At 60.3% G+C, this 20118-nt stretch carries 15 protein-coding genes; 4 read left to right on the top strand and 11 right to left on the bottom strand.

Annotation, left to right across the window (positions count from 1 at the left end):
* Positions 1–177: 177 nt before the first annotated feature.
* The gene (locus BM413_RS24355; protein ID WP_091917447.1) at positions 178–759 is read right to left on the bottom strand and encodes a TetR/AcrR family transcriptional regulator; all 582 of its coding nucleotides are present in this window, start codon (positions 757–759) and stop codon (positions 178–180) included.
* Between the two features lie 65 nt (positions 760–824).
* On the opposite strand from BM413_RS24355, the gene BM413_RS24350 reads away from it, so the two are divergent.
* A complete protein-coding gene (locus BM413_RS24350) occupies positions 825–1538 on the top strand; it encodes a DUF4336 domain-containing protein (RefSeq protein WP_091917446.1) in 714 nt (237 codons plus the stop codon).
* A 108-nt stretch (positions 1539–1646) separates the two neighbouring features.
* Here the strand turns inward: BM413_RS24350 and BM413_RS24345 are convergent, their stop codons facing one another.
* From BM413_RS24345 to BM413_RS24320, 6 genes are all read right to left on the bottom strand, one after another.
* Positions 1647–3071, bottom strand: coding sequence for an MFS transporter (locus BM413_RS24345; protein WP_091917445.1), 1425 nt, complete (start codon positions 3069–3071; stop codon positions 1647–1649).
* A gap of 50 nt (positions 3072–3121) precedes the next feature.
* Entirely contained in the window at positions 3122–4066 is a 945-nt protein-coding gene (locus tag BM413_RS24340) for a fumarylacetoacetate hydrolase family protein (RefSeq protein WP_091917444.1), read from the bottom strand.
* A gap of 250 nt (positions 4067–4316) precedes the next feature.
* On the bottom strand, positions 4317–5117 hold the full coding sequence (locus BM413_RS24335; RefSeq protein ID WP_244538004.1) for an IclR family transcriptional regulator: 801 nt from the start codon (positions 5115–5117) through the stop codon (positions 4317–4319).
* Between the two features lie 66 nt (positions 5118–5183).
* A complete protein-coding gene (locus BM413_RS24330; RefSeq protein WP_210188967.1) occupies positions 5184–6893 on the bottom strand; it encodes a hydantoinase B/oxoprolinase family protein in 1710 nt (569 codons plus the stop codon).
* Positions 6893–8968: a hydantoinase/oxoprolinase family protein gene (locus BM413_RS24325; RefSeq protein WP_210188966.1), complete on the bottom strand. Its 2076-nt coding sequence runs from the start codon at positions 8966–8968 to the stop codon at positions 6893–6895. The genes BM413_RS24330 and BM413_RS24325 overlap by 1 nt, the downstream gene beginning before the upstream one ends.
* A 143-nt stretch (positions 8969–9111) precedes the next feature.
* Positions 9112–10113 carry an SDR family oxidoreductase gene (locus BM413_RS24320; RefSeq protein ID WP_091917455.1) on the bottom strand — a complete coding sequence of 334 codons (1002 nt, stop codon included), beginning with the start codon at positions 10111–10113 and terminating at the stop codon, positions 9112–9114.
* Between the two features lie 78 nt (positions 10114–10191).
* Between BM413_RS24320 and BM413_RS24315 the strand changes: the two genes are divergently transcribed.
* The gene (locus tag BM413_RS24315) at positions 10192–10776 is read left to right on the top strand and encodes a TetR/AcrR family transcriptional regulator (protein ID WP_091917441.1); all 585 of its coding nucleotides are present in this window, start codon (positions 10192–10194) and stop codon (positions 10774–10776) included.
* Between the two features lie 67 nt (positions 10777–10843).
* Here BM413_RS24315 and BM413_RS24310 read toward each other — a convergent pair whose 3' ends face one another.
* Complete coding sequence (locus BM413_RS24310) at positions 10844–11899, bottom strand: SEL1-like repeat protein (RefSeq protein ID WP_091917440.1); 1056 nt, start codon at positions 11897–11899, stop codon at positions 10844–10846.
* Positions 11900–12377: 478 nt separating this feature from the next.
* Here BM413_RS24310 and BM413_RS24305 point away from each other — a divergent pair, with 478 nt between their 5' ends.
* On the top strand, positions 12378–13328 hold the full coding sequence (locus BM413_RS24305; RefSeq protein ID WP_091917439.1) for a helix-turn-helix domain-containing protein: 951 nt from the start codon (positions 12378–12380) through the stop codon (positions 13326–13328).
* Positions 13329–13876: 548 nt separating this feature from the next.
* Positions 13877–14998 carry a porin gene (locus tag BM413_RS24300; protein ID WP_348272932.1) on the top strand — a complete coding sequence of 374 codons (1122 nt, stop codon included), beginning with the start codon at positions 13877–13879 and terminating at the stop codon, positions 14996–14998.
* 191 nt (positions 14999–15189) lie between these two features.
* On the opposite strand, the gene BM413_RS24295 is transcribed toward BM413_RS24300, so the two are convergent.
* From BM413_RS24295 to BM413_RS24285, 3 genes are read right to left on the bottom strand one after another with little or no spacing between them, the layout of a single operon-like run.
* Positions 15190–15717, bottom strand: coding sequence for a TetR/AcrR family transcriptional regulator (locus tag BM413_RS24295; RefSeq protein WP_244538002.1), 528 nt, complete (start codon positions 15715–15717; stop codon positions 15190–15192).
* Between the two features lie 34 nt (positions 15718–15751).
* Positions 15752–18907: an efflux RND transporter permease subunit gene (locus tag BM413_RS24290; protein WP_091917436.1), complete on the bottom strand. Its 3156-nt coding sequence runs from the start codon at positions 18905–18907 to the stop codon at positions 15752–15754.
* Positions 18907–20064, bottom strand: coding sequence for an efflux RND transporter periplasmic adaptor subunit (locus tag BM413_RS24285; RefSeq protein ID WP_091917435.1), 1158 nt, complete (start codon positions 20062–20064; stop codon positions 18907–18909). Before BM413_RS24285 ends, BM413_RS24290 begins: the two co-directional genes overlap by 1 nt.
* Positions 20065–20118 lie beyond the last annotated feature (54 nt).

Genomic DNA, 20118 nt, shown 5'->3' with positions numbered 1-20118 from the left:
ACGAGCTTGATTGCTCGTTGTGGAAGATACGGATGGAACGAGGTGTTGAGGAGACTTGATATTTGTCGTCATCACGTTCCATAAATGAAACATGATGACGGGTCGTCGTAACGTTGAGGTGCAACTGACGTTAGGCGCGCCGAGCCGCCTGCCATATGGCAAAGCCTGAGCCGCTATTCAGGACAAGGATCGTTCGCCAATGCCTTCGACGACAATGCGGATGAGGCGCCGGATATCATCCTCACTGAACGGCCCACCGGAAAGGGCCGTAAGCATGGCCTGCGCATAGATACCGAGTAGAACCAGCGACATGAAATTGGGATCCTCGTCCTTGCGAATGACACCCTGTCGTTGGCCAAGCACCAGAAGGTCTCTTACGAGCCGCTGGAACGTCGGGCGACCAGTCGGCGGTTCGAGAGACGGTCTCTCTGTGGGGGCAAGGGCAAGCCTTGCAATCGAGGGATTGGCCATGCACCAGCGCGCGCTGTCGAGAAAGACAAGCTCAAGGAGAGCAAATACGTCTTCGCTCGCCTCCATGTGGGCGCGATAGATTGCATCGCCCGCTTCCACGCGGGCGATAAGCTGCAAGGCGATTTCCTCTTTCGAGCCGAACAGATTGTAGACCGTCTTGCGGGTCAACCCGGCGCGCGTTGCAATTTCCTCCACGGACGTGTCGGCAAACCCCAGTTCCCGGAATGCCAGGTCGGCGGCATCGAGGATGAGCGTTCGCGACCGCTCCGTTCGCTTTGGTATTGCCATTTTTATACTCTAGTGTAAATTTACTCATATGTAAACTTTTAGATCGATCGGGAACTTTGCAGGAAATGGTTGCTGTTCTCAAGGAATTCGGTCCCGATATCTGGATCGCAGACGGTCCAACCGTCACAGCCGCCGCCGGCTTTCATTACCCCACGCGCATGGCTGTCATCAGATTATCCGGCGGGGAACTCTTCATATGGTCGCCGACGCAGCTCTCCGACGACCTTCGCACAGAGGTCGACGCTTTGGGCGAGGCGCGCTACCTGATCCCACCCAACTCGCTTCATCACGTATTTCTTGATGACTGGCAGCGCGCCTACCCGGCCGCCAAGGTGTATGCGCCGCCGGGCCTGCGCCAGAAGCGCAAGGACATCAGGTTTGATGGCGACCTGGACGATGTCGTGATTGCGGACTGGGTGAATGATATCGACCTGGTCATAATGCGCGGCAGCCGGATCACGACCGAAGTCGTCTTCTTTCACCGCAAAAGCGCAACGGTGCTGTTCACCGATCTCATTCAGCACTTCCGCCCCGAATGGTTCAAGGGCTGGCGAGCAATCGTAGCCCGGCTGGATCTGATGGTAGCCACCGAACCGTCAGTGCCGCGAAAATTTCGTGTCGCCTTTACCGACCGACACGCCGCGCGCGCCTCCATTCGGCGGATTTTGGCTTGGCCCGCCGAAAAAGTGCTGATGGCCCACGGAGACCCGATAACCGAAGGTGGCCAGGAATTCATCCGTCGCGCCTTCCGCTGGCTAACCGGTAGTCGTGCAGCATAAGTATTTCTATTCAGCCGCGGAGGCGCCAACTTAAAAGTCAGCGGCACCTCCGCCGATCGCATGCGGCAGTGGACGACAATCGCTCACCCACCTCCCGCACTTGTCGTATCAAGGAGATACTTCCTCCAGTTGCCGACCTGACGTTTCGACTGCGAAAAGCATCGCAACGACGCCGCCGGCTATAGCGACGAGCGCGAGCATAGCGAAGACGACGTCGAGGCCGCCGCTGGCGATCAGGCTACCGATGATTGTCGGCCCTGCTATCGATGCAATGCGCAGCCAGCTGCTGGCTGCGCCCGAGGCGAAGGCACGCATGCGGGTCGGGTAAAGCTCCGGCGTATAGAGATAGAGCATGGTAGCCACCGATGCGATGAAGAAGTACCCGGAAGACGCCGTCATAAGAACGATGCGGACATCGCTGACGCCGACGAAGTAGGCCACGCTGAGAAGCACGCCACCAACGATCAGCCCCACGGTCATCCATAGACGCCGACCGACCTTGTCGATCAGGAAAGCGCAAAGGGCCGATCCAAGGAAGCCTGCGAAGCTCGTGAGAAGCCCGTATTGCAGCGCCGTCTCGACGGGCAGCTTGAAGACCGTGCGATAGACCGTCGGCAGCCAGGCCGTGAGGCCATAGGTGATGAAATAGGCGCTAATCCATATGGCCCAGACCGTCAGTGTTCGGCCGAGATATGGGGCACGCAGGAGTTCCAGACGGCGTGGTGCCTGCACGTCGGGAGCGACGATCTGTATGGGCGCAGCAGCTGCTGCTGCGGCGTGAGACGGTGTCACGCCCGCAGACCGTTCGATCCGCTCAAGTGCGGCGCGGGCCTCCGTCAGGCGACCCTTGTCGATCAGCCAACGGGGCGATTCCGGCAAAGCGCGGCGAAGGAACAGCGCAAGAAATGCGGGCAGCGCGCCGATAACGAACATGGATTCCCAGCCGAAACGCGGGACCAGCCAAGACCCCAATCCCGCCGCCAGCAACAGGCCAAGCGGGAAGATCAATTCATAGATCATGAAAAAGCGACCGCGGCCGCGGGCTCGGGAAAGTTCGTTGATATATGCCGCCGCGACCGGCACCTCACCACCGAGTCCGACACCCTGGATGAAGCGAAGTGCCAGCAGCCAGCCATAGCTGGGGGCAAAGGCGCAGGCGAGGCTGAAAACGCCGAAGATCGCGACCGTAACCGTTGCCACCGGCAGTCGTCCTACACGCTCGGCAAGCCAGCCGAAAAACAGGGCTCCGATCAACTGACCGGCAAAACCGGAGGAGATCAGCAAGCCGATTTGCTGCGGCGTCAGTTCCCAGAGGCCGACCAATGTCGGCAGCACATAGGCAATCGCCAGAACATCAAACGCATCGAAGAATGTCGCAACGCCGATTAGCACCCTGGCGCGCACCAGCACTCCGCGCGGCGGCAGGCTTTCCACCCGGGCAAGCAAGCCAACCGCGTCGCCTTGCTCACGCAGCACGCCGCGCGTGCCGGTGATCCCTCCCTCACTCATCAGTGCAGGGTTAGATATGGTCATGATTTCCCTCCCATGGGCATTTGCAGAGAACCCCGCGATGCGGGGCCGATTTACTGAACTGAATTCACCACGCGGCCTAAGCCCTGAATTTCCACCTCGACGACATCTCCCCCCTGAAGAAATATGCGAGGCGTGCGCCCGACCCCGACCCCCGCCGGAGTTCCGGTCAAAATGACGTCGCCCGGCCGCAGCACGTACCAGCGGGACAAATGCGCAATGATCTGCGCGACAGAGAAGATCATCAGGCGCGTATTGCTCTCCTGCATGACGCTTCCGTTCACGCGGGAGCGGATCGGCAAGACTTGAGGATCCGGGATCTCGTCGGCCGTCACCAGAACCGGGCCCAGGGGGCAGAAGGTCGGGAAAGATTTCCCCATCATGTTCCGGTCCCAGTTGACGATCGGCTCCATGATTCCAGGATTTTGGAAAACAGGATCCAGCCAATCTCTCGCTGAGACATCATTGGCGACCATGTAGCCCGCCACGTACGAGAGAGCGTCGGCTTCCGACACGCGATGGCACTCGACACCTATTGCGACCGCCAGCTCCGCTTCCCAATCCACCATTCCGGTGTGGCCGACCGGCCGGGCGATCGCCGAACGTGGTCCCGTTATGGATGCAACGCTCTTGTGAAAGACATAGGCCTCTTTCGGAATCGGGCTGCCCATTTCCTCAAGATGATCGAGATAGTTCAGCCCGGCCGCAAACATGGTGCCGGGGATCGGGATGGGCGCCAAAAGAAGGTCTTCGTCATAAGGCCGCAATGCTCCTGCGGCGCGGAGCGTTGCAAGACGAGCTTTGTCATTGCCCAATCGCGCGATTACGTCCGCCAGGCGCCGCATAGTCTCCGGGCCATCGTGCAACAGGCCGATCACGGTGCTCGGAAAGCCGGCAAGCTGCGGGTCGCCGTGATCGCCGGAAAGGACAAGCAGCTCGTCCCCTACCATCACGGCCGCCACGGGCCAGTTGCCTTCCTGGATAGTCGCCAGCTTCATCGAACCAATGCCCTCCGCACTCGATACTCGCTATATCGTGAAATATTTCACGTAATTTGCGAAACGTCAAGTAAGGGCCGCCGCGCCGGGCGAAAACGAAGTGACGAGGAGTTACTTCCGCTACCGCGCGAGACGGTTCGACCGCGCCTTCTCAGGTTGCAGACGGACATATGCTGGCATTGAAGAAGTAAGTACGATTGACGGCCGGGCAGGCCAGCGTCACACGCGTCGCGCCATCAATCGGGAAGACCTAGAGCAACCGCCCAGCTCGGGAGGCGGTTTTTAGCGGCAGATTCTCCACCGCATTCTTGAAGGCCTTTTCCGTCGCCTCCTGGGTTTGCGCATCGCGCATCCCCCTTGGAATGACGGTCGTCACGCAGCAGGCAACTTCGCCGCTGTCGTCGAACAATGGCATGACCGCGCCGTTGTGCGAGATGATCGCACGGTTGCTCCAGTAGACGTCCGTCTTTCGGATTTCCTTCAATTGAGCCTCGATCCCGGCGACGTCGATCGAAATGCCGTCGCGGGCGGCCATCGAGACCTCTTCGTCGAACAAGGCTTGTGTCTTGTCCCGACTTGTCCAGGCCAGAAAAACAAGTCCGGTGATCGAATCGGCCAGTGGCAAAGCCGTGCCGGGCCGGATCATCACCGGGAAATAGTGGATGCCCTGCTCCGAAGCTATGAGGGTGGGGCCCCGGGGCGTCCAGACATAGAGATTGGTTTGATTTCCGGTCGCATTGCGGATCGCGACCGTCGCCTCTCTCACACCCCGAATGGGATCGTACCGCCTCAGAGCGGAAAGACCCAGCGCATAGGCTTGCGGGCCAAGATCATAAAGACCGGAGTTCTCGGCCTGGGAAAGAAAGCCCCTCTCCCGAAAGCTTACCAGATACCGGTGGAGCCTGTTCGGCTTCTCCCCCGTCAGGCGCGACAAATCTGAGAGACCTATCGCGCCGTGATGTTCCGAAATCACCCGGAGTATCTCGAGACCAACATCCAGCGCTGCAATTCCGGAAGGATTGTCGTCACTGGCGCGGGGGCGTCCACGCACCGGCGCCAAGCTTGTCATGGGACTGCGTATTGACATTGTCTCTCGTCCCTTATGGAGCGTGCGACGTCAACCCGGCTGGTACCCGTACGCCTCCATGGCATGGCTGAGACTGATGTATCCGTTACGAATATCAGCTTCAATAGCTTCGTGCGCTCTGGTGCGCGGATCGCCAAAACCTCCACCCCCGCCCGTCTCGACCCTGATCTTGTCACCGGGATTGAGAAGCACGTTTGCGACCTTGCCAGAATCCAGCTCCTGCCATTCACCATTTCGGTAAAGCGTCACGCGGTTGGCCATCGCATCGCCGGCCCCAAGGATGCCCCACGGCTTACACCGCGTACGCTCGACAGGTGTGCTGACCTCCACCGGCGAGAGCGCCTGGATTATGATGTCGGCACCAAGGCCGCCGCGATATTGACCGGCTCCGCCGCTGTTCTCGCGCAGGCTATACCGTTCCACGAGCAGGGGATACTTCGCTTCGATGCGCTCGGTCGGACTGTTATGCGTATCGCCGTCATTGCTCGCGACGGTGACGGGGTGGCCATCTTCCTGGGCCTTGGCGCCCCACCCGCCACCAGTCGGGCCGATGGCAGCCACGAAATATCGACCGGTCTGGGGATCGATGCCGCGAAACTCGATGACGGCAAGGTCGGAGTGATGCCCTCCTGCGGCTCTTTGCGGTATAACCGGCGCAAGAGCCTTGATGATCGTGTCGACCACAGTCATCGGTATGGCCATCCACCAGCGCATGGCGGCAGGACGCTTGGCGCTGACCACGGTTCCTTCAGGGCAGATCACCTTCAGGTTCCGGAAAGCGCCATCGTTGACCGGATAGACCTCTGGCGTGGTCAGGCATTTATAGGCAACCTGCGCGCAGGCGATGCCTGTTGCGCCAGCGGAATTATAGTAACCGCGGACCTGTGGGCTGAGACCGGAAAGGTCGATCGTCACCTCGCCTTTTTTGACGATGACCTTGACGCGGATCGGGATCGGAACACCCTTGCTGATGCCGTCGTCGTCCATGAAAGATTCAGCTTCATAAATGCCGTCTGGAATTTCCGCTGCACGGGCTCGCGCCGTCCGGTCGCTGTGGTCCATGATGGCGTCGATGGACTTAAGCACGCTGTCGCCGCCGTAGCGGGTCATCATCTCGAGCATACGCCGCTCGCCGGTTTCCACGGCGGATAGCTGTGCCCGAAGATCGCCGATCGCCAGATCCGGCATGCGGACATTCATGCGGATGATGTCTACCAGCAGTTCGTTGACCTGGCCGTTGGAGATATATTTGCAGATCGGAACCTGCAGCCCCTCGGAGAAGATGTCGGAGGTGATGTCGCCTTTGGCTCCGCCGATATCCACCCAATGCGCCATGCAGCAGGCGTAGGCCACGATCTGCCCGTTCCAGAAAATCGGCTTGGTCAAGGTAATGTGGTTGAGATGGCTTCCGGTAACGTAGGCATCATTGGTGACCAGAACATCCCCGGGGTGAATGCCGTCCGGTCCGAAGTGCGCAATCTTGGCTTTCACGGTTTCTGACATGCCCCGAACAAAGCTCGGAAGCCCCAGGCCGATCGATACCGTTTCGCCCGTAGTGGAATAGAGGCCGACGGTGAAATCCAGCGCCTCATAGATGATCATGTTGTAGGCGGTGCGCATCAGGTTGATCTTCATCTCTTCGGTCAAGGAGATGATGCCGTTGCGCACGATTTCGACGATGACGGGACTGACGTCGGCCGAAGCTGCCGGCAGCATGGATTCCTGTTTGACAAGCAGCATCAGATCTCTCCAATCGTTACATCGATGTTGCCGAAGGCATCGATGACCAGCCCATCGCCGGGCCAGATGACGGTTGTCGAAGCGTGCTCCTCGATGAGCGCCGGGCCCTCGAGCTTGGCGCCGGGTACAAGGCTTTCCCGCAGGTGGACCGGAGTCTGAAGCCAGCCTGCCGCGCCGAAGTGCACAGGTTTCACGCGCGAGGGGACGATATCGCCGGGCACGTCCGAAAGCGGGCGCGGCTTGAGTTCCGGGGCCAGCATGCGCCCATAGGCGGTTACCCTGAGGCTCACGATTTCTGCCTCCTCGCGGGGAGCGGATGTGCCGTAGCGCTGTAGATGCTCCGCATCAAAGGCAGCTTTGATGCGATCGGCGTCGCGCGAGAAGCTGAGTTCGGCAGGAAGGTCGACCGTCACGGCGTGTTCCTGACCGCGGTAACGCATATCCGCCGAGCGCGCCAAAACCACCGGCAGTTCGCCCGCACTGGCGTTGTCGACGGCGGATCGCCCCTGCTCCTCGAGCACCAGGAATGCATCCTCCAGTTCACCAAGGATCGTTGGATCGAGTGTCCGGAACACCGAGCGCACGAAATCGTAGCGAAGATCGCCAAACAGCATGCCGTAGGCCGAGAAATGCCCTGGCGAATAGGGAATGATCACTCGGCCGATGCTGAGTTCACGTGCGATGGCCGAAGCATGCAGCGGCCCTGCGCCACCATAGACCAGCATGGCGAAACCGCCGGGATCGAGGCCCCGCTCCGTGGTCACGCCCTTGACCGCGTAAGACATGGTCGTCGCCGCGATCTGCAGGATGCCCTCGGCGGCCCCCTCTATGGAAATGCCGAGAGGATCCGCAATCTTTTGCCTGATGGCCTCGGTCGCCGCCTCGTGATTGAGCTTCATGGCACCGCCCAGGAAATGGTCCGGATCGAGACGGCCCAGCACCAGATTCGCGTCGGTCACCGTCGGCTCGGTCCCGCCTCGGCCGTAGCAGGCAGGCCCGGGCGCCGAACCGGCGCTACGCGGTCCGACGCGCAGCGCATTCATGGCCTCGACGCGCGCAATGCTGCCGCCGCCGGTTCCCACTTCGAAGATGTCGATCATGGGCAGTTGGATCGGCAGATCGCTGCCGTAAGCGCCGATTTTTGCGGAGCTCGTCGTGAGGGGCTGTCCATTGCGGATCAGGCCGGCTTTGGCCGTTGTCCCGCCCATGTCGAAAGCGATGGCATTCTTGAGATCGAGATGCTTGGCCACGGCGCTGACGCCGATGACACCGGAGGCAGGCCCCGACTCCAGCATGTTCACGCACATGCGGCGCGCATCCGAGACCGGGAAAAGACCTCCGGTGGACTGAACGGCAAAGAACCGCCCCTTGAAGCCATCATCGGTAAGATGAGATTCCAGTTCGCCGAGATAGCCCTGCACCCGCGGACCGACATAGGCATTCGCCACGACCGTGGAGGTCCGCTCGAATTCGCGGTACTCCTGGCTGAGCTCGGAGGATACGGAAACGAAAACGCCGGGAAGCTCTTCGGAAAGGATTTCCTTTACCCGATTTTCGTGCGCGGCATTTCGGTAGGAATGCAGAAGCGCAACCGCCACGGCCTCGACGCGACGCTCTTTCAGTTCTTTGGCGACGGAGCGAACCTGATCCTCATTGAGCGGCTTGAAGACCGCGCCGTTTGCCAGCAGCCGTTCCTCGATCTCGAAGCGATCCGCGCGGGCCACCAGCGGCTGATGTTTCTTGAAATGGAGGTTGTACGCATCGGGACGGTTGATGCGCCCGATCTCGTAGATGTCACGAAACCCCTCCGTAATCAGGAGAGCGGTTCTGGCGCCGGTGCGCTCAAGAAGATTGTTGATGACGATCGTAGACCCGTGCAGGAAGAGAACCCCCTCGCCGGCATCGACCCCGGCCTCCGACATTGTGTCGGCGATGCCGCGCACAAGATCGTCGTAAGTCGAAAGCGCCTTGCCGAAAGCTAAGGTTTTGCCGCTTTCGTCGAAGGCCGCCAGGTCGGTAAATGTCCCGCCAATGTCGACCGCGATACGAAGTTTTCTGGTCGCCTGATTGTCCACTGTTGAGTCCTCCATTTTCTCGTGAAATATTTCACGAGAAAGAAAAAGTCAACGGCTGGCCGGCTCCTGAGCAAAACTGTACCGGCCATCCCAACTGGAGTGCCGCCCGGCGCATTGCGGGGTTGAGATGGAAGCTCGCCTAGTCAGTCGCTCGCTGCGGTCAGGCTGCCCGCGCAATCCACCAGGGTCTCTTCTATCGGTCGCGGGACGATGCCGAGCACCCGCCGCGCCTTACCGGTATCCATCTCGAACTTTCGCCCGACCAGGGGTGCCAGGGTTCGAAGATCGGCCATGAATGGCACCAGGAGCCGCACAACCCAATTGGGCAGCACCGGCGTCGGCGTCTTTGCACCGAGCTTCTCTCTCAGGATCTTTGCGATTTCCGCCATCCACAGGAAGCTTCCGGCAACGATTAACCGCTCATTCCCTGCCTTCGCTGAGGTCATAGCCCTTACGTGTGCGTCCGCCAGGTCGCGCACGTCCACGACCCAGAAGCCGAGCTGCGGCATCGCGGCCGGTCGCCCTGCCAGCAAGTCCTTGATGATCTTCACCGATCCGATGCTGTCTGTCGTGAGTACCGGGCCAAACACCGCTCCCGGAAGGATCGTCGCCAGCTCGGTCTTGCCGCCCGAGGCGCCGATGAATTCCCACGCCGCTTTCTCGGCCCTGATCTTTGAGACGCGATAGGCATCGAACTGCGGGTCGGCAGGGTCGGCCCACATCGTTTCGTTGCTCACCGTGTTCGAGTTCAGCGGCTGGCGCGTCGTCGCCGAAGCCGACGTCATCACCACCCGCTTGACGCCAGCCTTAACCGCTGCGCGCAAGACCCGTAGCGTGCCGTCCCTTGCCGCCGGCACCAAAGCCTCGCGATCGAGCAAGGCGCCCATCGGCAGCGGCGAGGCAACATGCATCACGTAGTCGATGCCCACCATCGCCGCGTCCCAACCGTCGTCCTGCATCAGGTCGGCCACCACGAAGCTCAGCCGGTCCGTGCTGGTTTGCGTGCCAACCGCTACGCGCGCCGCTTCTGCCTTGCGCATGTCCCGGACGGTGGCTCGAACGGCAAAGCCCTGCCGGAGCAGCTCGACGATACACCATCCCCCGACAAATCCGTTCCCGCCCGTCACCAGCACCGTCTGCGTCATCACGTTCACCATTGTTAGATAAGTCTACATGTGTATACTTCTGTTTGACAAATAAGTCTACACCTGTAGAGTTTCAAGATGACGATCAGACCCGAATCCCGCAAACGCAACGCCGCATCCACGCGCGAGGCGATCCTAACCTCGGCGCGCAACGTCTTCGCCCGGGCCGGCTATGATGGGGCAGGCGTGCGCGAAATCGCGGCGGGAGCCGGCGTCACCGCGATGCTGGTCAACCGTTACTTCGGCGGCAAGGAACAGCTGTTTGCCGAGGCGATTGCGGCGGCAAACGCCACGCCCACGATCGCCACGGACGCTGTGTTTGGATCGGAACATCCGGGCGAAGCGATAGCGCGCGCGCTGGTCGAAATCACCCGCGCAGGCGACACGCCGCTTGAAGGTTTTCTTATTCTCTTGAATTCGGCATCGAGTTCACGCGCAGCCGAGATCGGGCGAGCGGCAATCGAAGCCGGCCACCAGAAAACCATCGCGAACGCACTTCAAGGGCGCCACGCAGAGCAGCGTGCCGCTCTGATCCTGTCGCTGGTCGCTGGGTTTCAGATGATGCGCCAGTCGATCCGCCTCGACGCGTTGGCTGAGGCCGATCCGGAGGTCCTGGCAAAGCTGCTCGCGCCATTGTTCGAGCAGTTGGTGAAGGGCGAATAGGTCTCTATGCCCTCCCCCATGCTGACCCCGAGTCTTCGGGTCAGCATGGAGGGAAGTCCGCCGCAGCTTACTTGGCCCCGGCGGCGTCGAGGGCTTCTTTCGCGCTTTCAAGATCCTGATCGGCTGCCTGGCGCCACCAATAGATCGCCTGGTCCGTATCCTGGGCGACCCCCAGCCCCAGATTGTACATCACGCCGAGATTGTATTGCGACTTCGCATATCCTTGCTCGGCCGCCATCTGGAACAGGGTAACCGCCTGGGCTTCGTCCTTGGAGACGCCATTGCCGGCAGCATATTGGAGCCCCAGATTGTCCTGGGCTACGTCATAACCCTGGTCAGCCGCCTTTCGATACCATTCGACAGCTTGGGCTGCGTCTTCCGACAATCCGCCGCGCCCTTCGAGATACATGTTGCCGATGCTCATCTGCGAGCGGGCATCGCCCTGTTCCGCTGCCTTGCGGTACCAGATAACCGCGTCTTCATCGCTTTGGGAAACGCCGTTGCCAAGCTCATAGGAAAGCCCAAGAGCGTTCTGGGCTTCGACATTGTCCTGCTCGGCCGCCTTGCGATACCAGGTCACCGCCTGCGCGTCGTCCTGCTCCACGCCGTAGCCGTTCAAATAGACGTTGCCGAGATAGTATTGAGCCCATGCATCATTCTGGTCTGCGGCCTTGCTGAACCACGTAAGGGCCTGCGCATCATCCTCCTCGACGCCAATGCCGTTCGAATACATGAAGCCGAGGTTACGCTGGCCCTTGGCCAGTCCCTGATCTGCAGCCTTGCGGAACCAGGCGACGGCTTGTGCCGGATCTTCTTCGACGCCGAGCCCTATCTGATACATATGACCCAGCGCGTTCTGCCCCAGGGCATATCCTTGGTCCGCAGATTTCCTGTAGAGATCGAGCGCCTTGGCGGCGTCCTGCTCGACACCGGTGCCGCCTTCGTACAAAAGCCCGAGACCATATTGCGCAGCCGCCTCGCCTTTGTCCGCTAACGGTTGCCAGTACTTTAGTGCTGTCTCATATTCACCCTTGTCGAAGGCCACCATGCCGTCATCGGCATGGGCATATGTCGCCAGGGAAAAAGCCAGACCAACGGCAAGAATCGCAACCTTCAGTTTCAACGTATTCACTCCATGACGCTAGGGATATCGGGCGTCATGCGCCTACAGATTCGCGTAGGAACCTGCAAGCCTGAAGGCGACAATCAGGCCGTCCAAGGCAGAGTAACGAGAAGTTGAAGCACCATGGCCTGATCACGGAAACGTTCTCCTGACTGCCCGATTTGCAGCACTTTTTGAACACGTTTTCGTCATCATGCAGTCGCGCGCAGCCTGCGTATGCCCGTGCATCGTTTAACGCTGCTGACGCAACATTGAACGCCGTTCAAGCCATACTTAAATCCCGCATACGGGGATGAGCATCCAGCTTCAAGCGGGCGGCTGTCGCATAGCTGTCAGATTCAATTGTTGGCGTTCAGTGGGGTCCGGAAGAATGACCAGCAAGAGCTTGCGCATGGCTCGGCTTCGGAATGCGTTTTGATAACTGCAGTGGCTTCGTTGCTTGTTGAGGCAGCATCCGCCACTGAATGGAGGGCTCACGATGAATGTACCTGTCCGCTACCTTGAGTCTGCGCAGGCCGAGCGGCTCATCAGTCACGAGACAGGTGTGGAGTGGTTCAAGCAGCGCATGCGCATACTGAGATGCAATCCCGCTTTCGCGGCGGCGGCATCGGACTATGCCCGCAATATGGTGGACCTGTACAAAGGGCGCTATCTGATCAACAGGGCGATCGCCAACGTGGCGCGACAGACGATCTGCACGGCAATCCTGTCCTTCTATTTCGAACAAACGGAAAAGACCGGCCCCTTCCTCTCCTCCATACAAAACCTGACAACCGCGATGAACCTATGCAGCAGGAATACCACCGCAGCAAACATCGTGCTTCTGGAGAGGGTCGGCCTGGTAACGCGCACGGAAAATTCCAGGGATCGCCGGTGGCGAAGCATTCGCCCCACCGAACAGCTCATAAAGGAGGTCGAAGGCTTTCTTCGTGCCAATCTCGCCGTCGCCGACGCACTGTTCCCCGCCAGAAGATATTGTGAATTGATCGATACGAATGAGGACGTGCTGGAGCGCTCCTTTGCCAACAGCATTCATTCTCTACTAATCACCAATTCGTTTACCCGCGACCTTCCAGGCTCACAGATATTCGACACTTCCGACGGCGGGAAGATTCTGCTGCTCAAGCTGATGTCTCTGAAAGGTACGAGCCAATCTACTGCCGATGATATCGTCGAGTTCCCCTTCGAAGAAGTCGGGTCCCTGTTTGGACTGTCGAGAACACACGTAAGGCGCCTGATGAAAAAGGCGGAGGCCGGTGGGTTTGTAAGCCTGCTGGAAGACGGTGGCCGCCGCGTTCAGATATTGCCGCCGCTTGAGGCTTTCTTTGAGAACATCGTTGCACTGAATGTCGCGCGGGCGCAGTTCGATCTTCATCTCGCCAATGGTGACTATGACCTGCTTCCCATAGACCCATTTCGGGTTCATTAGAATCTTTCGCCCTAGACCCTGAAACGAAAGAAGCCCCGCTCAGGGAAGAGCGGGGCTTTGGTGCGTTGACTGGAGGTCAGAACGCATCAACCGCCTTCCAACTCAAGCAGTCCTTCTACGTGAGCCAGAGGCAAACTTATATTGCGCCCCTGCCTATGGCCAGTCAAAGGACATATTTGGTTGTTGTTTTTCAGAAAATACTCTGCCTGAGGAAATAAGTTAGACTACGATTGGCCAACTTTGAGTGCGCGGCGGTGGCCAAGCGCCTTCGCCTCCGGAGATCAGCGGCCGATCCAATGAAAGCCGCAGCCTTCGCCATTTTAGGAAATGTCTATTTTCATCGATATTACATACACTTAATCCACCTTATGGTGCGCTCGCCACACTCCGATACGTTGCATAATTGTCACGCTTAGTGCTCCAGCAGATACCCCCAATCTTGTCCTTTGATCTAGCGCCAATGTTAAAGGTAGGCATTGAGTAGCGGCGGTTGGTCCGCTTGCGATTTTAACTGGAGGTTAATTGGTATGAATATTAGAGGGTTACTATTGGGATCAGTTGCGGCCCTTACCGCAGTCTCAGGCGCCCGCGCGGCCGACGCTGTCGTCGTCGCCGAGCCGGAGCCGATGGAATACGTTCGCGTATGCGACGTCTACGGCGCCGGCTTCTACTACATCCCCGGCACCGAGACCTGCCTGCGCGTCGGTGGCTACATGCGCTATGACATCGGCGTCGGCAAGGGCGACTACGGTGGCCTGACGGACGTCCGTGACAAGCTTGACGCGTTGAATGGCGACACCAAGCTGAACGACACCTACTACAAGCGTGCTCGCGCGGCGATTCAGCTCGATGCGCGTTCGGAAACCGAACTCGGCACCCTGCGCGCCTACATGCACCTCAACTTCGATTGGGATAGCCGCAGGACTGCCAATATCGTCGATGAAGACACCGGCGAGATTCTTCAGTATGGCGATTCGTTTGCCGGCGGTACCACGGCCAAGATGAACCACGCCTATATCGAACTCGGCGGCTTCCGCGTTGGTAAAACCGACTCGATGTTCACGACGCTGGTCAACAATCTCTATGCAGGCGACGTGATTGCTGATGACATGCTCGGCGGCTACGGTCCGTGGGACACGCACCAGATCTCCTACACCTACACTGGTGCCAACGGCTTCTCGGCTGCAGTCGCTCTTGAAGAAGGCACCGACGACTACACGCTCGACGACTACATTCCGCACGTCGTGGTCGGTGCAGCCTATACGCAGGGCTGGGGCGGCGTGTCCGGCGTCGTCGGTTACGACTCGGTCTACGAAGAATGGGCCGGCAAGGTTCGCCTCGACGTCAAGGCTACGGAGACCATCAACCTGTGGGTCATGGCCGGCTATGGTTCTGACGACAATGTCACCCGCAGCTGGTACAAGACCTGGGGCGGTAACTGGGCTGTCTGGGGTGGCGGTTCGGCCAAGCTGAACGAGAAGGCTACCTTCAACGTTCAGGCATCGTACTTCGAGAACGAAGACGTCACCGTTGCTGCCAACGTGGCCTACGAACTCGTTCCGGGCCTGAAGATCACCCCGGAAGTGACCTACTTCTCCGCTCACACGGATGACAAGGTCAAGATCGACGACGGCGTTGGCGGCTTCCTCCGCTTCCAGCGCAACTTCTAATCGGCTTCACAGCCAAGGTTGAAGTGAGGCCCGTGACCACCAGGTCACGGGCCTTTTTGTAAAGATGGTTTCTTGAGTACAAGACGGGCTAAAAGCGCGAGCATATGCTGACTTCGCTTTAGTGCAGAAAGCACAAGCCACCTGAGCACTGTCACACAGCTTCGTGCTGCCAGGTGCCCGGACGAGCTAGTTCAGCGGAGCTCGAAACGCAGCAACCTTTTGCCGAGTACGCCGAAAAGCATGATGAGGACCGTGTCCATTGTCGCACGGTCGATGCCGGCTGCCACCCGCTGCCCGGCAAGCTCAAGAAGCTTCCGGCGATAGGTTTCAAGGGCGCTCGCATTCGTCAGCGACATCAGGCACGAATGCAACTCTATCGGTTGCCTCTCGAGGTGCCGGCGTATCACCGCATAAGACGTCGTCGTGTCTTCGCTGGCCGCCCTTCCCTTTTCCGCGACCAGGAACACGGCGTCGATCGCTGCGATGGAGCGGTCGATCAGCGCCTCGATCAGGGATGCCTTGGACGGGAAATGATAGAGCACGCCGCCTTTGCTGAGGCCGGCTGCCTTGGCCACCGCATCGATGGTCAGCGCCGAACCACCCCGCTCGGCGAGTATCGCTTCGGCAACGGAAAGGATGCCGCCCCTGCTGTTGCGGGCGGCATCCGGCGTCGCCGATCCTTCGGGTCGCTTAGCCCGGCGCTGCTGTTTCTCTAGCAAGTCTGGTAGCCGGCAAACTCCACCCCGCGCCCGGTCATTGGATGCTTGCCCCCACCTCATGCCCGCCGCCGACTGGCTGCGGTGCGACAACCCCCTTCTTGTCCCGGCCGCCGATCAGCTTGAAGAACAGCGGAATGAGGAAGATGGCAAGGAACGTTGCCGCGAGCATTCCGCCGATGACGCCGGTGCCGATCGAGTGACGGCTGGCCGACCCCGCGCCGGTGCTGATCGCCAGCGGCAGCACGCCCAGGATGAAGGCAAGCGAGGTCATGATGATCGGACGGAAACGCAAGCGCGCAGCCTCGATCGCGGCGTCGAAGGCACTGAGACCTTCCTGCCGCTTCAGCACCGCGAACTCGACGATCAGGATGGCGTTTTTCGCCGCGAGGCCGATGAGCGTAACAAGGCCGATCTGGAAGTAGACGTCGTTGCTTAAGCCCCGCAGCCAGATTGCCACCAATGCTCCGAACAATGCGAACGGCACCGCAAGGATGACGGCAAGCGGAAGCGACCAGCGCTCATACTGGGCGGCAAGGATCAGGAACACCATGACGATGCCGAAGAGGAGCGCCTGCATGCCGGTGCCGCCGGTCTCGATCTCCTGATAGGCCGTGCCGGTCCAGGCAACGGTGTAGCCTTCCGGCAGGGCAGTGGCCGCGACCTTCTGGATCGCCTGCAATGCCTGACCCGACGAATAGCCGGGGGCAGGATCGCCCATGATCTTGGCGGCCGGGAAGTTGTTGAAGCGCTCGAGAAGATCAGGACCGATCACGCGCTTGACCTCTACCAGGCTGTCGAGCGGGATCATTGCGCTGCTGGTTTGCGAGCGTACGAAGATCTGGCTCAGGTCCTCGGGCTTTTCGCGGAAGTTAGCCTCCGACTGCAGCTTGACCTGGAAGTTGCGGCCGTAGAGCGTGAAGTCGTTGACATAGACATTGCCGAAGGTCGCCTGCATCGTCGAGAAGATCGACGAGAGCGGCACGCCGAGCGCGGTCGCCTTTTCGCGATCGACGTCGATCTTGTACTGCGGCACATTCATCGACATCGTCGTGCGCACATTGGCGAGTTCGGGATGTTCCGCAGCAGCGGCAACGACCTGCTGCGTCGCGTTCATGAGAGCCTGGGGGCCCGCGCCTGTCCGGTCCTGCACGTATAGCTCAAAGCCGCCGGTCGTGCTCAGCCCCTGGATCGGCGGTGGATTGAAGGCGAGGACCATGCCGTCCTGGATGCCGGCGTTCATGCCCATGACCGCTCCGGGCAAGACACGCGCGTCGAGTTCCGGCGCCTTGCGTTCCGACCAGTCCTTCAACTTGATGAAGGCTGCCCCGGCACTCGGCGATTGCGAGCCGGCCAGCAGGTCGTAGCCGGAAAAAGCCAGCACGTTCTCGACCGCCGGGTTCTGCATGACGTTGTCGCTGACAGTCGACATCACCTCATTGGTGCGCGAGAGCGCGGCCGCTGGTGGCAGGATGCCGACGGCAAGGATTACACCCTGATCCTCGTTCGGCACCAGCGCACTGGGCAGCGTGTTGAACAGATGTGCCATCGCGCCGACCATGATGGCAAACAGCGTGAGGGCAAGAAGCGCGCGCTTCAGGAAGAAGCGGACACCTGCCGTGTAGGCCGAGGTGAGGCCATCGAAAGCGCGGTTGAACCAGCGGAACGGCGCCCACGGCTCATGGTGGCCCGCCTTGAGCAGGATCGCGCAAAGGGCGGGCGTCAGTGTCAGTGCAACGACACCGGAGAGCGTCACCGAGACGGCGATGGTGATGGCGAACTGGCGATACATTTCGCCGGCAAGACCGCCCATGAACGCAACTGGCACGAAGACGGAGACCAGCACCAGGACGATGGCGATGACAGGCCCGGTCACTTCGCCCATCGCCTTGATGGCTGCCTCGCGCGGTGGAAGCTTCTCGGTCGTCATGATGCGCTCGACATTCTCCAGCACCACGATGGCGTCGTCGACGACGATGCCGATGGCCAGGACGAGACCGAACAGCGTGAGCATGTTGATCGAGAAGCCGAGCAGGTACATGCCCGCGAAGGTGCCGAGGATGGAGACCGGGACGGCGATGAGCGGGATGAGCGTTGCCCGCCAGTTCTGCAGGAAGACGAAGACCACGACCACGACGAGGACGAGCGCTTCGATGAAGGTCTTTATGACTTCATTGATGGATTCCTGCACGAACAGCGTCGTGTCGTAGGGAATTTCGTAGGTGACCCCATCGGGAAACCGTGTCGCCAATTCGTCGAGGCGTGCTTCAACCGCCGCCATCGTGTTGAGCGCGTTGGCGCCCGGTTGCAGGTAGATGCCGATCGGAACCGTAGGCTTACCCGCCTGTATGGCTCGGAAGCTGTAGTCCTGGGCGCCAAGCTCTATGCGCGCAACGTCCTTGAGGCGCAGCGTGGCGGCATTTTCATCGGCGCGCAGAATGATATTGCCGAATGCTTCCGCATCGGGCAGGCGTCCGTCGGTCGTCACAGCATAGGAGAAGGAGAGCTTGTTCTGCGTCGGCGGATCACCGACGCGACCGGCCGAATACTGCGCATTCTGCTCGCTTATGGCCGTAGCCACGTCTGTGGTGGTCAGATTGTATTGCGCGAGCTTGTCCGGCCTCAGCCAAACGCGCATCGAATAGTTCTCGCGGCTGAACAGGCTCGCATCACCGATGCCGGGTGTCCGCTTCAGTTCGTCGATGACGTTGAGCAGCGCGTAGTTGGCAAGATAGACAGAATCATACTGGGCATTCGATGAATTGAGCGAGATGACCGCCAGGATCGAACTCGATTGTTTTTTGACCGAGACGCCCAGACGCTGGACCTCCTGCGGCAGGGACGAAACAGCCCGCTGCACGCGGTTGTTGACATTGATGGTGGCCTGGTCGGCGTCCGTGCCTGTGGCGAAGGTTACGGTCAATTGCATCGTGCCGGAGCCCGAATTGACCGACTGCATGTAAAGCATGTTTTCGACGCCGTTGATCTGCTCCTCCAGGGGAGCAGCAACGGTTTGCGTCAGGACCTCGGCGCTGGCGCCCGGATAGGTCGCCGACACCACCACCTGCGGCGGCGTCAATTCCGGATATTGCGCGATCGGAAGCACGCGCATGGCGACAACGCCGGCAAGCACGATGACGATCGATATGACCGCCGCAAAGACCGGCCGGTCGATGAAGAAACGATGGTTCATTACTCGGCCTGGGCTGTCTGGAGTATGGACTTGGTGGCTGCGACGCGCGTGCCGGGACGCACCTTGATGACGCCGCTGGTGACGATGCGGTCGCCCGCTTTCAGGCCGTCGGTGACGATCCATCCATCCTCGACGGACCGGCCTGTCGTAATCGGCTGCATGGCCGCGGTCTGGCTATCGTCGACGGTATAGACGAACTTGCCGTCAGGCCCCTGCATGACGGCCACCTCCGGCACGACGATGGCCGAAGGCACCGTCAGGCCGCCAATCCTGATGCGGACGAACTGGCCCGGGATCAGGCGGGAGTCGGGATTGTCGAAGACGGCGCGAACCCGCATCGTTCCTGTCTGGGTGTCAAGGCTCGGCGCGGTGAAGTCGATCACGCCCTTGCGGTCGAGTGCCGTGCCGTCACCGAAAACGATCGAGGCCGAAAGCCTGCCGTCATCCAAACCGTTCTGGTCGATGATGCGCCGGATCTCGGCTGCATCTTCACTGGCGTAGGAGAAGTTGACGTAGACGGGATCGAGACGAGTGATCCGGGTCAGCAGGCTGTCGCTGCCGCCGGTGCCTATCAGGCTGCCTTCCGGCACGACGTCGAGGCTGGTCACGCCGTCGATGGGCGCCCGCACCGTGGCGTGGTCGAGATTGATCTGGGCAGTCTTCACCTGGGCAGCCGCCACCGCGACGGCGGCCTGCGCCAGTTCCACGGCGGATTTCGCGTCATCGAAGGTCTTTTGCGTACCCACCTTGCGATCGAGCAGTTCTGAGGCCCGCTGCTGATCACGCTTGGCCTGGGAAAGCTGTGCCTGCGCCGTCTGCAACTGCGCCGAGGCACGCGCTGCTTCTGCCTCGAAGCTGGCCGGGTCGATGCGGAAGAGGACGTCGCCGGCTTTCACCCGGGCACCCTCCACATAGGCGCGTTCTTTCAGGATACCACCGACCTGGGCACGGACTTCGACTTCACGGAAGGCGGAGACACGGCCAGCATAGGTGTAGTCGAGCGGCACCTCCCGCGCGGCAACGGTCGTGACCTCGACCGAGGGCGGCGGGGGCGCACCGGCTTGCTGGGCCGAGGAAATATTGGGCACTGCCGTTAGAAGACTGGTGCTGACAGCCAGGACGGCTATGGTTCGAGCAGTGGAGGACAACAATTTCATGATGCACCAGGTCAACGGAAGGGGTCGCTATATTGCGGTGCAACATATATACAA

This window comes from Mesorhizobium sp. YR577 (assembly GCF_900116595.1).
Taxonomy (GTDB): domain Bacteria; phylum Pseudomonadota; class Alphaproteobacteria; order Rhizobiales; family Rhizobiaceae; genus Mesorhizobium_M.
The sequence above is the reverse complement of the archived record's forward strand: the minus strand, read 5'-3'. Positions and strand labels throughout refer to the sequence as shown.

Bases quoted from the DNA above. Each gene is read 5' to 3' on its own strand.
- BM413_RS24285 (WP_091917435.1), bottom strand. From the start codon at position 20,064: ATGAAATTGTTGTCCTCCACTGCTCGAACCATAGCCGTCCTGGCTGTC.
- BM413_RS24355 (WP_091917447.1), bottom strand. From the start codon at position 759: ATGGCAATACCAAAGCGAACGGAGCGGTCGCGAACGCTCATCCTCGAT.
- BM413_RS24330 (WP_210188967.1), bottom strand. From the start codon at position 6,893: ATGCTGCTTGTCAAACAGGAATCCATGCTGCCGGCAGCTTCGGCCGAC.
- BM413_RS24305 (WP_091917439.1), top strand. From the start codon at position 12,378: ATGAATGTACCTGTCCGCTACCTTGAGTCTGCGCAGGCCGAGCGGCTC.
- BM413_RS24320 (WP_091917455.1), bottom strand. From the start codon at position 10,113: ATGACGCAGACGGTGCTGGTGACGGGCGGGAACGGATTTGTCGGGGGA.
- BM413_RS24350 (WP_091917446.1), top strand. From the start codon at position 825: ATGGTTGCTGTTCTCAAGGAATTCGGTCCCGATATCTGGATCGCAGAC.
- BM413_RS24315 (WP_091917441.1), top strand. From the start codon at position 10,192: ATGACGATCAGACCCGAATCCCGCAAACGCAACGCCGCATCCACGCGC.
- BM413_RS24340 (WP_091917444.1), bottom strand. From the start codon at position 4,066: ATGAAGCTGGCGACTATCCAGGAAGGCAACTGGCCCGTGGCGGCCGTG.
- BM413_RS24345 (WP_091917445.1), bottom strand. From the start codon at position 3,071: ATGACCATATCTAACCCTGCACTGATGAGTGAGGGAGGGATCACCGGC.
- BM413_RS24290 (WP_091917436.1), bottom strand. From the start codon at position 18,907: ATGAACCATCGTTTCTTCATCGACCGGCCGGTCTTTGCGGCGGTCATA.